This window comes from Flavihumibacter sp. ZG627, from assembly GCF_000814325.1.
GTDB lineage: Bacteria > Bacteroidota > Bacteroidia > Chitinophagales > Chitinophagaceae > Flavihumibacter.
Window position 1 is genome coordinate 552,902 of record NZ_JPHF01000003.1, and the last position, 13,333, is coordinate 566,234.

Annotated in this window: 15 protein-coding genes and 1 tRNA gene; 7 read left to right on the forward strand and 9 right to left on the reverse strand. The window is 43.5% G+C overall.

All coding sequences use genetic code 11. The features are described from left to right. Nucleotides 1–24: 24 nt before the first annotated feature. On the reverse strand, nt 25–675 hold the full coding sequence (locus tag HY58_RS09415; RefSeq protein ID WP_039130860.1) for a lipopolysaccharide assembly protein LapB: 651 nt from the start codon (nt 673–675) through the stop codon (nt 25–27). A 41-nt stretch (nt 676–716) separates the two neighbouring features. After that, on the reverse strand, nt 717–1,133 hold the full coding sequence (locus HY58_RS09420) for a VOC family protein (RefSeq protein WP_052323997.1): 417 nt from the start codon (nt 1,131–1,133) through the stop codon (nt 717–719). A gap of 146 nt (nt 1,134–1,279) precedes the next feature. On the opposite strand from HY58_RS09420, the gene HY58_RS09425 reads away from it, so the two are divergent. Then, a tRNA-Arg gene (locus tag HY58_RS09425) sits at nt 1,280–1,351 on the forward strand. A 152-nt stretch (nt 1,352–1,503) separates the two neighbouring features. Here the strand turns inward: HY58_RS09425 and HY58_RS09430 are convergent. Continuing rightward, nucleotides 1,504–2,535, reverse strand: a complete 1,032-nt coding sequence (locus HY58_RS09430; RefSeq protein WP_039130865.1) for an LLM class flavin-dependent oxidoreductase — start codon at nt 2,533–2,535, stop codon at nt 1,504–1,506. Between the two features lie 145 nt (nt 2,536–2,680). On the opposite strand from HY58_RS09430, the gene HY58_RS09435 reads away from it, so the two are divergent. Further along, complete coding sequence (locus HY58_RS09435) at nt 2,681–3,301, forward strand: Crp/Fnr family transcriptional regulator (RefSeq protein ID WP_039130868.1); 621 nt, start codon at nt 2,681–2,683, stop codon at nt 3,299–3,301. Nucleotides 3,302–3,456: 155 nt separating this feature from the next. Here HY58_RS09435 and HY58_RS09440 read toward each other — a convergent pair whose 3' ends face one another. From HY58_RS09440 to HY58_RS09465, 6 genes are all read right to left on the reverse strand, one after another. Next, complete coding sequence (locus HY58_RS09440; RefSeq protein ID WP_039130870.1) at nt 3,457–4,248, reverse strand: glucose 1-dehydrogenase; 792 nt, start codon at nt 4,246–4,248, stop codon at nt 3,457–3,459. A 21-nt stretch (nt 4,249–4,269) separates the two neighbouring features. After that, nucleotides 4,270–5,151, reverse strand: coding sequence for a 4,5-DOPA dioxygenase extradiol (gene ygiD / locus HY58_RS09445; RefSeq protein ID WP_253271537.1), 882 nt, complete (start codon nt 5,149–5,151; stop codon nt 4,270–4,272). A gap of 6 nt (nt 5,152–5,157) precedes the next feature. Further along, nucleotides 5,158–5,628 carry a DoxX family protein gene (locus tag HY58_RS09450; protein WP_039130872.1) on the reverse strand — a complete coding sequence of 157 codons (471 nt, stop codon included), beginning with the start codon at nt 5,626–5,628 and terminating at the stop codon, nt 5,158–5,160. Nucleotides 5,629–5,633: 5 nt separating this feature from the next. Then, entirely contained in the window at nt 5,634–6,209 is a 576-nt protein-coding gene (locus HY58_RS09455) for a YceI family protein (protein ID WP_039130875.1), read from the reverse strand. 25 nt (nt 6,210–6,234) lie between these two features. Next, a complete protein-coding gene (locus HY58_RS09460) occupies nt 6,235–6,897 on the reverse strand; it encodes an NADPH-dependent F420 reductase (protein WP_039130877.1) in 663 nt (220 codons plus the stop codon). A 126-nt stretch (nt 6,898–7,023) separates the two neighbouring features. Further along, nucleotides 7,024–7,605, reverse strand: a complete 582-nt coding sequence (locus HY58_RS09465; RefSeq protein ID WP_039130880.1) for a Crp/Fnr family transcriptional regulator — start codon at nt 7,603–7,605, stop codon at nt 7,024–7,026. Nucleotides 7,606–7,815: 210 nt separating this feature from the next. Here HY58_RS09465 and HY58_RS09470 point away from each other — a divergent pair, with 210 nt between their 5' ends. The 5 genes from HY58_RS09470 (at nt 7,816) to HY58_RS09490 (ending at nt 13,313) form a co-directional block, all read left to right on the forward strand. Further along, nucleotides 7,816–8,361, forward strand: a complete 546-nt coding sequence (locus tag HY58_RS09470) for a DNA-3-methyladenine glycosylase I (RefSeq protein WP_039130882.1) — start codon at nt 7,816–7,818, stop codon at nt 8,359–8,361. 67 nt (nt 8,362–8,428) lie between these two features. After that, a complete protein-coding gene (locus HY58_RS09475) occupies nt 8,429–8,944 on the forward strand; it encodes a DUF2975 domain-containing protein (RefSeq protein WP_039130884.1) in 516 nt (171 codons plus the stop codon). Nucleotides 8,945–8,947: 3 nt separating this feature from the next. Continuing rightward, complete coding sequence (locus HY58_RS09480; protein ID WP_039130885.1) at nt 8,948–9,160, forward strand: helix-turn-helix transcriptional regulator; 213 nt, start codon at nt 8,948–8,950, stop codon at nt 9,158–9,160. Between the two features lie 87 nt (nt 9,161–9,247). Then, nucleotides 9,248–10,129, forward strand: a complete 882-nt coding sequence (locus tag HY58_RS09485; protein ID WP_039130887.1) for an ABC transporter ATP-binding protein — start codon at nt 9,248–9,250, stop codon at nt 10,127–10,129. Next, entirely contained in the window at nt 10,122–13,313 is a 3,192-nt protein-coding gene (locus tag HY58_RS09490; protein WP_052323985.1) for a M1 family aminopeptidase, read from the forward strand. The genes HY58_RS09485 and HY58_RS09490 overlap by 8 nt, the downstream gene beginning before the upstream one ends. The last annotated feature ends 20 nt before the right edge of the window (nt 13,314–13,333 follow it).

Here is a 13,333-nt window from a genome sequence, read left to right on the forward strand (position 1 = left end):
CCATCCCTCCATCCCTCTATCCCTCTATCCCGGAATCCTCGCTATATACTTCTCTATCTGCTGGATCTGCTCTACGATCTGCGGCGTTTTAGGCTTCAGGGCCTTTGCTTTGCGGAAGAAATCTTTGGCAGAGCGAAACTCGCGGCGGGTCATCATGATTGAACACATCTGGAGGTAGGCGGCAGCTTCATTTTCCTTATCGGGAAGGCCTTTGCGAAGGGCAGAACGGATATAGTTCTCCGCACCCTTGATATCACTTCTCTGCATCGCGATCATTCCCATCTGCAGCAGGCTGGCACCTTCAGCTTCTTTCATCGGCATGCCGAGATCGAGGCCCTTTTTCATCATTTTCTCCGCACCGTCAAAGTCCTGCTTCATCATAGCGATATTGCCCTTCAGCGTGTAATAAACAGAACGGATTGGCTTATAAAGAAGCTGCGGATATTTAATGGACGATAAAACCTTTTCAGCACCTTCCATGTCCCCCGATTCCATATACTCCTGGATAAGGCGCATGGGGCCAAAAAAGAAATGGCCGAAGATCAGTACAACCCCAATCAGGTACGGGAGGAATGCAGGCCAGAAACCTGCATAAATATTCGTGATTATAGCAATGATTAGAAATAAGGCCGCCAGTTGAAGCCTGTATTTGATAACAATAGTGTAAAACTTCATAGTTGTGAAATGGACCGCAAAGATAGGGAACTGGGGGTGGTTTAAAAATCATCATTGGCTTCAATCCAGTAGCCGTCGGGATCCTGGAACCAGATCTGCCTTATTCCATCAACCCTGATGTTCACCTTTCCCTTTGTGCCCGCCCAATCTTCAAAAGAGATATTATGTTTTTTCAGGGTTGATATGAGTGCATCCAGGTCACCTGAACTAAAGCATAAATGGGTATTTTTAGTAGGAACCGGATCATTTGGTTTGCGACCCTGGATTAAATGAAGATGGGCCTTATCGCCGATGGAAAACCAGGTATGCAGGCCATCATGAAAAGGTTCGGGGATGGTATCAAGGCCGATTACATCATCATAAAAAGGCGCGCTCACTTTCAGGTCAGTAACTGACAGTGCCATATGATTGATGCGGGCCTTAGCCTTTGCTGGCTGTGCATTACTATCGGTGCTCATAATCAAGGCAGTAAAAATTAATGCGATAGGTATGATGAAATATTTCATGCGAAAACTCTCCAGCTGTTAAGCTAGCGATTTTTCTGAATAGGAGCGATGTAATGTCAAAACCTGTATTTTTGCTGCCCCGGAATTCAGATTCCGATGGTCCCGTAGTTCAATGGATAGAATAGAAGTTTCCTAAACTTTAGATACAGGTTCGATTCCTGTCGGGACTACTCCGCCCGCCGAAGCTTCAGCGAAGGCGGGCCTTCCTCCACCTTCAGCCTACACGGGCTATGCCCCTCCTTCAGCACATGAAGGCCTCAACCATTTAAGATGTAAAAGGTAAGATTTTAGTCCCTTGATCAATTAACCTTTCAGGGGATTTTTAATTCATCGCTTTCCTTATCACCGGAACTACTTTTGTCCCAAACAGTTCTATTGATTTCATCACCTTATTATGCGGCACATTGCCAACACTTGCCTGGGCGAGGAATCTTGTATTACCGAACAATTCATGTTCATATAAAATTTTATCTATAACCTGCTGAACGCTGCCCACCATCAACGCTGCTTTGGGTGTTCGGAGCGCTTCATATTGGTCGCGGGTCAGCGGCGACCAACCCCTGTCTTTACCAACCCTGTTCATCATTTTTGCATAGTAAGGATAAAATTCATCTGCTGCCTTTTGTGAATCTTCTCCAATATACACATGGTTGTTGATGCCCAGCTGCATACTGCCAGCATCCTTACCCACTCTCTTTAATGTCTCCTTATAAAGATTTACAAACGAAGCAAATTGATGTGGCATCCCTCCAATGATGGCCAGCATAAGTGGTAAGCCAAGTGTTGCCGCTCGCACAGCAGATGATGGGGTACCTCCTGCCGCAAGCCACACAGGTATGGATGATTGAAACGGACGCGGATAAACGCCTCGGTTTTTTATAGATGGGCGATGTTTTCCTTCCCAGGAAATAACCTCGCTTTTATTTAGTGCTAATAACAGATCTAATTTCTCCGTAAACAATTCATCATAATCCTCAAGGTCATTGCCAAATAATGGAAATGATTCAATGAATGAACCACGGCCTGCCATTATCTCGGCCCTCCCTCCAGACAATAGATCCACTGTTGCAAATTGCTGGTAAACACGAACAGGATCGTCGGAACTTAATACTGTAACCGCACTGGCAAGCCTGATATTTTTAGTTATTGCCGCCGCTGCACCAAGTATAACAGCGGGTGATGATACAGCATAATCAGACCGGTGGTGTTCACCTACTCCAAATACATCCAGGCCGAGCTGGTCAGCCAACTGTATTTCTTCCAAAAGATCTTTTACACGCTGCTCTCCATTGATTCCTTTTCCCGGTAAACTTTCCGGCTCCATATCTGCGAAAGTGATTAAACCTAATTCCATTCTCTAATTATTTAATTCCTAGTGCTGTGATGTTATTTCTTACACAAAGCTACTAATTGCTTAAAGCACACCCATTGATTTACGGTAAGAAATGGCATTGATAAATATCAATGAAATATCGCCATAAATTTGCATCTTAGATATTGTGAAAAATTCCTCCTCAGATAGTTCCATTGAACCACTGCTTACTTATTTTGATGCACTTATTCCATTAAGTACAGAAGAGAAGGAATACGTTATTGAAAAATTTCACTCCCGCCTCTTTCGCAAACGTCAATACCTTCTCCAGGAAGGAGATATATGCATGCAACTTTATTTTGTTGTGAGGGGATGTTTGAGAATGTATAAAATTGATGAGAAAGGCAACACCCATATCATTCAATTTGCTGCCGAAAATTACTGGATCAATGACCTGGGTAGTTACCATGGTCTAAAACCCTCGGCCTTAAATATCGACGCCCTCGAAGATACCGTTGTGCTTCAAATTAGCAGAGACGACCTCATCGCACTCTATATGCAAGCCCCTAAATTTGACCGCATCTTCAGGGTGCTTCTTGAAAAAAGCTTTATTCGCTTACAGGAACGTTTGCTTCAGAATATCAGCTCCACCGCCGATGAGCGATACCAATCCTTCCTTGAAATCTATCCTCACTTAATGAACCGCCTCTCACAGGTTCAGATAGCCGCTTATTTAGGGATAACACCTGAATTTTTAAGCCGCCTGCGAAACAAACGCAGCAAAGCTTCCAATTCTGCTAATTCTTAAACCAGATCAAGACCATTTCTTAAACAAAGTCCCTGGCGCAAACTGCCCCAATTATATTCGGATGGATATTGGAACCCTTACAAAAATAGGGACCAGATAGGGACCAGATAGGGACCCCGAGCAAGGTTGGAGTAATGATGCGGGAACGATCTTCCTTACACATTCCCATAAATATTGCTCTGACCGCCGTCTATGGCAATGGTCTGGCCGTTTACATAGGAAGCATCATCACTTAAAAGAAAAGCAACCACTTTTGCTACCTCTTCCGGCAACCCTAATCGCTTGGTCGGATTCGCCTTTGCATACTCCGCCTCAGCTCCCTTAGGATCAGCCGGATTTACCTGCCTGAATGCTTCCGCAACCATCGGCGTAAGTATTGCTCCAGGAGCTATGGCATTGGAAATGATTCCATCCCTTCCATATTCCAGTGCCGCATTTTTTGTCATACCCGAAACAGCATGCTTGCTGGCAACATAAGGCATTTGATTAAGAACCCCACGTATGCCTCCTACAGAAGCGACGTTTACAATCCGGCCATACTGCTGCTTTTGCATAACGGGGATTATATAACGTAATGCATAATATACTCCCATCAGGTTTATATCTATCACCTTTTTGAATATATTGATATCATATTCCGTAATGGCAGCCTGCCTGCCCTCAATGCCCGCATTATTGTATAGGCCATCAATTCGACCAAATTCCTTCACTGTTGTATCTACATAATTTTTTACCGCTTCCTCACTTGATACATCCGCTACCACAGTAATGATCTTTACAGCAGGAAATTCCTTGCTGATTTCATCCTTCGCCTCATCCAATACTTTCGAATTGTAATCCACTAAGCTTAGCGATGCTCCTCTGGAGGCAAGCTCTTTTGCTGCTGCTAATCCAAGTCCCATCGCGGCACCTGTAATTATGATTACTTTGTTTTCAAATGATTTCATATCATTTATTTTGAAGGTTATCTATCCAAACTTTACAGATGTCATAGTCAATGATCCGGCTACCGCCTTATCATTGAAGAATGATACAGCATCATTTGTTTTCTTTAGTCCAAGTGTGTATAATAATGGCAGATAGTGTTCTGGTGTAGGAATAGCCAGCATAGCCTCTCTGCCCAGACGCTGGTAATTTATCAGGCTCTGATGATCATTATCCATGATCAATTCCTTGAACCTGCTGTTCATTTGTAATGCCCAGTCAAATCCAAATTCATTCTCGTTCAGCTTATCCCAGGCTACCATACGAAGATTGTGAACCATATTACCACTTCCGATAATCAATACCCCTTTCTTCCTTAATGCCATTAATTCCTTTGCCAGTTCATAATGATACTGGGGACCTTTTGTATAGTCAATGCTTAACTGTAGTACCGGAATGTTGGCTTCGGGATACATATGCCTTACTACCGTCCAGGTGCCATGATCTAAACCCCAGTCATGGTCTAATTCAACCTGCGCCGAATGAACCAATGCTGCTGTTTCCTTTGCCAGTTCCGGATTGCCCGGGGCATTGTACTGAACATCAAAAAGTTCTTGCGGAAATCCACCGAAATCATGAATGGTTTTGGGGAAATCCATTGCGGTTATTTTGGTGCCACGACTGAACCAGTGTGCCGAAACAACCAATACAGCTGCCGGAGTTGGGATCTCCTTTGCCATCGCCTTCCAGCGCCTGCTGAAAGCAGTATCCTCAATCCCATTCATGGGTGAGCCATGGCCAATGAACAGAACAGGCATAGCCTGTTCCTGTTCTTTTAGCGTATCGGTAAATTTATTGAATGCTGATAATGCTGTCATAGTAATTACTCCTTTGGCGAATGTCTTTATAAATTCTTCCCTTTTCATTGATTCTTATTGGTAAATGGCCAATGTCGTATCTTTCTGTTCCCTCAGATTACTGCCTTTAGCTTTTTCGCCTCTTAGTAAGTAGTCGATCGAATATTTTCCACTACCACTAAAAAGCAGCACCAGGTACACGAGTAAATATTGCAGTCCAGGTTCTTTCTTTGCCATCGGATCTGCACCATGTATTAAGAACACAGCAACCACCATCGTTATTATTAATGGAACTACCGCGATCCTGGTACCAAATCCAACGAGAATTAAAAGCGAACAAAGAACTTCTGAAAAAATTGTCAGTCCTAATGAGACTTCTGCGCTCATCCCCATTACCGGCGGAAACTGTACCGGACCTCCTGACAACAACATCATCAGTTTGGGGATGCCGTGGGTAAGCATCAATCCTGCTATTCCGATCCGGGCAATTAATAATGCTGTATCAGTTGCCCTTGAATCATTATTTATGCTGAATATCTTTCTCATGATAATTAAGGCTTTTGAGTGAATTCACCATCTGCTTTGATCTTTACTTCATCGCTGATCATGGGTGCTGGAAAATTAGGCCCTACTTTAAAATCAGAACGATTAATTGTTCCTGTTAACTGGAATCCTGCTGTTTTTGCTTTCGACTGCGGATTATCTACAGTTCCCCTATACCAGAGGTCCATGGTTACCGGCTTTGTTATATCGCGGATGGTTAGATTACCTGTAAGTTTGTACCTGTCCTTGCCACTCTTTTTAATGGATGTACTTGTAAAGCTCATCTTTGGAAACTTTTCTGTTTCAAAAAAGTCGGCACTCTTCAAATGGTTATCGCGCATTTCTATCTCAGTATCAATTGATCCTACATCTGCTGTAAGCTTGAAGACCGCATCACTGAAGTTTGCCTGGTTACCGCTGATTGTCACCTCAAAGTTCTTGAATAATCCGGCCACATCTGAGATACCCAAATGTGTAGTGCTGAACGCCAGCTTCGAATGCATAGGATCTGACTTCCATGTTGTTTGTGCAAATACTGCGCTGCTTAAAAAGGCGAGTGTCAGAAAGGTTGATAGCTTTTTCATTTTTTTTAGTTGAAATGTTTATTTATTAATTGTGTAAAATTTTCCATCCTGCTAACCAGTTGTAGTTATATTTTATTCCTAACTGTATTAGCAGTAATTGCATATTTTCTAATGTTCTGCTTACTTGTAAATCACCTGCAATAAGGGGGCTAAACCCTGCCGTGCCAACTAATTCAGAAACCGTTTTTAAGGCTTCTTCATCATTCCCCGCTATAAATGCATCCACTTGTTTGCCCTCAATCACAGGCGTTGAAAAGTCGGCGGCAAATGTGGTGTTGAATGCTTTTACCACTTTTGAATTTGGTAGCAATTTTTGCAACTCTTCGGCTGCACTGATATCGGGCGATGTAACTAATCCATCATATGTGCTGTTCAAAGGATTTGAAATACTGACTACGATCTTTTGATTTGCCTTCTCCCTTATCTTTTCTGCTACCGCTTTCTCCGCCTCATAAGGTACCGCCGCAATGATTATATCCGCTTCCCAGGTTGCCTCAACAGAACACTCAATTCCTTCCACATCCGCCGATTCATTTTCTTTTCTTATCTGTTTTGCCAATGCCTTCGCCTCCTCCGGCTTTCCTCCTATAAGTAGAAGCCTGTAATTACCAGTGGCAATGCTTCTTGAAATAGCTGAACCCATATTGCCTGTGGCTCCTATAACAGCTATTGTTTGTTTTGTCTTCATGATTTATTGTGATCGATAGAGCAAAGGTAGCCCACGGCAATAGCGGGCTCCAATGCGTTGGAGCAAGAAAAAGCATTGACTTTGGTCAATGCTTGAGTATGGTCAATGCTTTATAATGGTGGATGATTATTTCTTGGCAGCTATCTTCCTTCTTATCCGGCTTAGTGTTTCAGGCTGCAGCCCCATATAGGAGGCTATCATATGCTGGGGAACCCGCTCTACTATTGTAGGATAAAGAGCAGTGAGGTTTTTATACCTTTCTTCCAAAGGTGAACTGATAATAGATGTCAGTCTTTTCTGCATCGCTATATAGGCACCAGTTATCTGTATGCGAAAATATGTTTCGTACTTGGGCAGCTTTTGCAATAATTCCTCATGGGCTGCTTTGCTTATAAGCACCAATTCTGAATCTTCGAGGGCATCAATATTATACGTTGCAGGCTCGCTTGTTAGAAAACTGTACAGGTCAGAAATTGTCCATCCCTCCAAAGCAAACTGGATGATATGCTCTTTCCCATTTTCATCTACCGAATAGGCTCTTAATGCTCCTTTTTCAACAAAAGCTATGAACTTACAAATATCAGTCTCCTGTAGTAAATATTGTTTCTTACGCAGCTTTTTCGGCGTGAGATAGTTTTTAATGAATGCTTCTTCCTCTTCTGTCAGCCTTACCTTACTATTGAAATTTTGCAGGAATGATTTGTACATGAAACTTTATTGTATAACACAATTTACATCAGTTCGAATGCAACCCACATCCCCGCCCAAACTATTATTTAAAAACCCGATAATATCACCCTGGCCTGAGGCCGAATCGGGCTTTGTTTTATGAGAGTGACGTAAAATGATAACTCTTCCTTTTCGAAGGCACTATTTTTAAAGTGTATTTTTCCAGTTTTAAAAAATTAAACAACATACATGTCATACTGCATCGCAATTGAAACAATGACCGACGAAAGAAAGACATTGCATAAAAATTACCACGATAACCATTACGGTTTTCCCATTAATGACGATAATGAACTTTTTGGCAGACTGATCATGGAGATCAACCAGGCCGGACTCAGTTGGGAAACCATCCTGAAAAAAGAAGTGGGCTTCCGTGAAGCCTATCACAATTTCAATATTAAGAAAGTTGCTTCCTACAAAGAGAAGGACTTTACCAGGCTAATGAATGATCCGGGCATCATCCGCAACAGGCTGAAAATACAAGCAGCCATAGAGAACGCCAAGACCATTTTACAGCTTCAGAAAGACCACGGTTCATTCAAAAGCTGGCTCGAACTTCACCACCCCAAAACAAAAGAAGAATGGGTGAAGCATTTCAGGAAGACCTTCCGCTTTACCGGCGGCGAAATAGTAAACGAATTTCTAATGAGTATCGGATTCCTTCCCGGCGCACACAGCGATTCCTGCCCTGTATATAAGAAGATTCTGAAAGCCAAACCTAAATGGAAGGAATAAATATTTGAATAATTATTGTTAAACAATAAATAATTATATCTTTACGGTATTAAATCGCTAATTCAATATGAATACCGTAAAGGTCGTTGCCAAGCTTCTATTCTGGTTTTCCCGATTTCTGGCAATCATTTACCTGGCCAGCACCTTCCTTTCCATCCTCGCCCTCGCAACAGGCTTTGGGCTCCGTATGATAGAGGAAGGGAAGCGTTTTCAGATTCTGCTTCCCTTCAGCCAAAAGGCCTTCCTGCTGGGTGATTATAATGCTACCTATATCTTTTATTATTTCCTGCTTCCGATAGGGCTTTATGGGATCTTTTTCTGGCTGCTGGGAAATGTATTCCGTGTGTTTTACCAACCTAAACTTTTCACCACAGAGGGGGTGAAACATCTCCGTATTTTTTATATCCTTAACCTGGTGGTGCCACCGTTTGTGTTGATTCTCTCTTCTATATTCGCCGAAGTGGAAGACGCTACCATAGTACTCACCACCCTGCACCTTACCTTAGCCGTTTTCGCTTATTTCCTGGCAGCTATTTTCCGGCAGGGGCTTCATTTACAAAAAGAACAGGACCTATATATTTAAACCATGCCCATCGTTGTAAATATTGATGTTATGCTTGCTAAACGCAAGATGCAAAGCAAGGAACTGGCTGAAGCGCTTGGTATAACGCAGGCCAACCTCTCTATCCTGAAAACAGGCAAAGCCAAAGGCATCCGTTTCGATACCCTCGAAGCTATTTGTAAAGCACTTAACTGCCAGCCGGGAGATATCCTGGAATTCGTACCAGAACAACCATAATCAATTAAACATATCATCCCCTTAAAAGCACGTGCACATGCACGTTAGGAATTCTTTTGCCCATAATCACCAATAAATAAACCTGCTATGAATAGATTGCAAATTACCAACCTGTCCAAGACCTACCCCAATGGCGTGAGGGCCCTTGATAATATTTCCCTCACCATCACCAACGGGATGTTTGGATTATTAGGTCCAAATGGTGCAGGTAAATCAACACTGATGAAAACCATCGCCGGCTTGCAAGCTGCTGATACCGGCGAGATCTTTTTCAATGAGGTAAACATCCTGCAGCAACCTATCTTCATTAAGAAACAACTTGGCTACCTGCCACAGGAATTTGGTGTGTATCCGAAATTATCAGCTTACCAACTCCTTGATCATATCGCTGTTCTGAAAGGCCTTCCTGCCACCGCGCGCAGAGAACAGATTCCGGCATTATTGCAGCAGGTGAATCTCTATCAACAACGCAATATGGAAGTGCATAGCTTCTCCGGCGGTATGCGCCAACGATTTGGTATAGCGCAGGCCCTGCTGGGTGATCCGCATATCATCATCGTTGATGAACCCACTGCCGGACTCGATCCCGAAGAGAGAAGCCGCTTCAATAACCTTCTTAGTGAAATAGGCGAGAACATCATTGTTATCCTCTCCACCCATCTCGTGGAAGATGTGCGCAGTTTGTGTACCAGCATGGCCATAGTTAATAAAGGACGGCTTATTGCGGCGGGGGCACCTGACGCATTTATTGATCAACTCAACGGTTACATCTGGCGGAAGTTTATCAACAAAGAAGAATTGTCTGATTATCAGCAAAACCATCGCATCATATCTACCCAGCTGAACGCGGGCAAACTGCTGGTGCATATCCATAATCATCAACATCCGGGCAATGGTTTCCAACCCATTACCCCACACCTGGAGGATGTATATTTTTCCCAATTACTTAATACCAATAACCATGAATAGAAAGATCTTTCTTTCAGAAGCCCGCCTCTATATTGGGAAATGGTGGTTCTATTTGCTATTATTCCTTTTTGCAGTGCTCGGCATCATGGTAAGCCTGAAAGGAAAATTTTCCTTTCCTGGTGTATACCAGAATTCTCCTTATACCATCAGCTATTTTATAGGGCTGGTATCACTCATCAATATCTTCACCATCACTCTCTTTGCAGCACGTGTCCTGTTAAGGGAGAAAGACCATTCTTTCGATACTATACTCTATGCCACGCCCATCCGTAAACGCTCTTTTCTCCTCTCTCGATTCTTACTGGTTTTTGGGCTGGCAACAATTTGTTTTCTTATGGTGGTACTCGGAATGATGGTAACATACCCACTATTGGGCGGCACCGGCGAAAGTTTACTTCCTTTAAATCCACTTCATTATTTCTACCCCTATCTGCTGCTGGTATTACCCAATGCGCTGTTTTGTAGCGCCATCGTCTGCTTTATTGGATGGGTCACACAGCAGAAGCTGATGATTTATTTAAGTGGACTCTTTATATACATTTTCTATATCCTTGTTTCCCTTTTTTCCAACTCACCCCTTCTGGCCAATGCATCACCGGTTTCCGATGAAACCATTTCACTGATGGCAAAACTTGATCCCTTTGGCATGGCAGCATTCTTCGAACAAACAAAGGGCTGGACGGCCATCTTGCGCAATACAAGGACGCTTTCACTGGAAGGAAATTTTCTTTTTAACAGGGCGCTGGTATTGATCTTTTCGATTGTGCTCACTGCAACAGGCATTGCCTTCTATCAGTTTAAACCGAAAGCGATCCGCATTCGCAAAACGATGGGAGAGGAACTGCCGTCATCAAACGATGCTCACACGTTCAAACCAGTGAAAGGGAAACTTAGTCCCCTGCTTTATGATTTACAAACAACCCGTTCGTTTCTAGCGCTTGAAATAATCCTTATCAGCAAATCCATCTCATTTATACTGGTGATTATTGGTTGGATATTTTTCCTCGGCATCGAGATCTTTAGCGATATAGATGCAGGTATCAGGTTGCCTCAGCGTTATGCAAGCTCCGGACTTATCGCCAACAATATCATCGGAAGTTTCCCCATCTTCATGCTGGCCCTTTTATTATTCTATAGCGTTGAGATGATCTGGCGCAGTAGAAATGCAAGGATAGATAGTATTGAGAACAGTAGCCCGGTTGATAACAGATTTATCCTGATCGCTAAATGGATAGCGCTCACCCTTATTCCGCTTGCACTATTACTGGCTGCCATCTTTCTCGGATTAGTATTCCAGCTTCTGTACAATTATCCCTTAATAGATTGGGATGTCTATGCTTCGCTTTTCTACCTGCTGGGAGTTCCGGTGATACTCTCTGCCGGCATCGTGGTGATGATACAGGCAACAGTGAACAATAAGTACCTGGGATTAATTCTTGCCGCCATCTTCCTTCTCCTCGCCAACTCTTTTGTTGGGCCCATGATTGGATTGAAGCATCCACTGCTTCGCTTCGCGAAATTATTCTCCGGCAGGTATACTGATATGAATGGTTTTGGTGAATACAGCCAGGCATTTGGAATGAGTATGCTCTACTGGTGTGCTTTTACGATTTGCCTCTTCCTGCTTGCTTTCAAAAGCAAACAGAAATCATTTCTTGCAATAATGTCCCTTTCAATTCTGCTTCTATTCACGAGTGGTTGGAAAATTTACAGGGAAACCACCTTGCGTTTGCCAGTAGAAAAAGCCAACTGGCAACAAAAATACGAAGAGCGATACCGCCATTACCAATCCATCCCCCAGCCAACCATTACCCGGGTTAATACCCGCATCCATCTTTATCCCGAAAAGAACAGCTATACCCTCACCGCCAACTATACCCTGGTGAATAAAAAGGAGTATGCCCTTGATAGCTTCCTGCTTTATGGAAACCCTGCCGTTCGTTTATCGGCTCTCAATATTGAAAATGCCCGACTTCACCATACCGATTCTGCGTATGGGCATTGGAGTTACCGGTTGCTAAAGCCCCTTGCACCTGGTGATTCCATCTCCATGCGTTTCAGCATAGATTATAGCTGGTCGCCCTTCAACAATCACGATCCGATGAATGCCATCGTCGGTAATGGATCCTTTATCCGCATCAGCAGGTACTTCCCTGTATTTGGTTACCAGAGCACCAATGAAATTGAAGATGTGTCTACGCGAAAGAAGAGAAGCATGGCCGAAGCTACTGGCCTTACAAAACTTGAAGCCCCGTTGCCGAAGCCCTACGATTATGGTTTCATCCATTTCGATGCAGTTGTCTCTACAAGTTCCAGCCAGACAGTTATTGGTGCCGGTGAATTGCAGCGCTCCTGGAAAGAGGGCGGCCGCAATTATTTCCACTATGCTTCGCCCGATCCTATTCCCTTCCGGTTTGCTTTTTCTTCTGCTTTATATACCGTTAGTAGCTCTTCCCAGAATGGTGTTAGAATAGAAGTATATCATCATCCAACGCATCACCAGAATGTTGCGCATCTGATAGAAGAAGCCCGTGCAACTATTGCTTATTGCGAAAAGAATTTCGGCCCTTATCCCTTTCGTTCCATAAGTTTTGCTGAAGTATCCGGATTCACGCAGGGCTTCGCGGCCACTGCTTATCCCGGCACCATCTTCATGACCGAGTCCATGATCTTTCACGCCGACCTTCGCAATGATTCAACCCGTGATGTGATCAATGAACTCGCTGGCCATGAACTTTCACATCTCTGGTGGGGTAACAGCCAAATATCCCCTGATCAAAGGGAGGGTTCCATCATCCTCACCGAAACACTGGCCATGTATACAGAGCTCATGCTTTACAAACAAAGGCATGGCCTCACCGCCATGAAAGAAGTGGTAAAGATCCACCAGAGCATCTACGAAAATGGAAAGCAATACAGCGAAGAAGAAGCGCTCTATAAGGCAAGTCCCGCCAATATTTACCTCGCCTATAACAAGGGACTTGTAACCATGTACAAGCTATTCGAACTTATAGGAGAGGAAAAGATCAACAGTGCGCTGAAGCATTTCCTCCGCGGCCATGCCTACCCGAATCCACCACCCACCTCCCTGGATCTTATCAATGCTTTGCTCGGCGTAAGTGATCCTTCTTTGCATGCAGCAATCAGAAAGCTATTCATGGAAACGCCCTCAAACATTCAATAAAAATTACCGATCTGCTACCC

Excerpts from the sequence above, each read along its gene's own strand:
- HY58_RS09415 (WP_039130860.1), bottom strand. The coding sequence starts at position 675 with ATGAAGTTTTACACTATTGTTATCAAATACAGGCTTCAACTGGCGGCC.
- HY58_RS09420 (WP_052323997.1), bottom strand. The coding sequence starts at position 1,133 with ATGAGCACCGATAGTAATGCACAGCCAGCAAAGGCTAAGGCCCGCATC.
- HY58_RS09430 (WP_039130865.1), bottom strand. The coding sequence starts at position 2,535 with ATGGAATTAGGTTTAATCACTTTCGCAGATATGGAGCCGGAAAGTTTA.
- HY58_RS09440 (WP_039130870.1), bottom strand. The coding sequence starts at position 4,248 with ATGAAATCATTTGAAAACAAAGTAATCATAATTACAGGTGCCGCGATG.
- ygiD (WP_253271537.1), bottom strand. The coding sequence starts at position 5,151 with ATGAAAAGGGAAGAATTTATAAAGACATTCGCCAAAGGAGTAATTACT.
- HY58_RS09450 (WP_039130872.1), bottom strand. The coding sequence starts at position 5,628 with ATGAGAAAGATATTCAGCATAAATAATGATTCAAGGGCAACTGATACA.
- HY58_RS09455 (WP_039130875.1), bottom strand. The coding sequence starts at position 6,209 with ATGAAAAAGCTATCAACCTTTCTGACACTCGCCTTTTTAAGCAGCGCA.
- HY58_RS09460 (WP_039130877.1), bottom strand. The coding sequence starts at position 6,897 with ATGAAGACAAAACAAACAATAGCTGTTATAGGAGCCACAGGCAATATG.
- HY58_RS09465 (WP_039130880.1), bottom strand. The coding sequence starts at position 7,605 with ATGTACAAATCATTCCTGCAAAATTTCAATAGTAAGGTAAGGCTGACA.
- HY58_RS09470 (WP_039130882.1), top strand. The coding sequence starts at position 7,816 with ATGTCATACTGCATCGCAATTGAAACAATGACCGACGAAAGAAAGACA.
- HY58_RS09475 (WP_039130884.1), top strand. The coding sequence starts at position 8,429 with ATGAATACCGTAAAGGTCGTTGCCAAGCTTCTATTCTGGTTTTCCCGA.
- HY58_RS09480 (WP_039130885.1), top strand. The coding sequence starts at position 8,948 with ATGCCCATCGTTGTAAATATTGATGTTATGCTTGCTAAACGCAAGATG.
- HY58_RS09485 (WP_039130887.1), top strand. The coding sequence starts at position 9,248 with ATGAATAGATTGCAAATTACCAACCTGTCCAAGACCTACCCCAATGGC.
- HY58_RS09490 (WP_052323985.1), top strand. The coding sequence starts at position 10,122 with ATGAATAGAAAGATCTTTCTTTCAGAAGCCCGCCTCTATATTGGGAAA.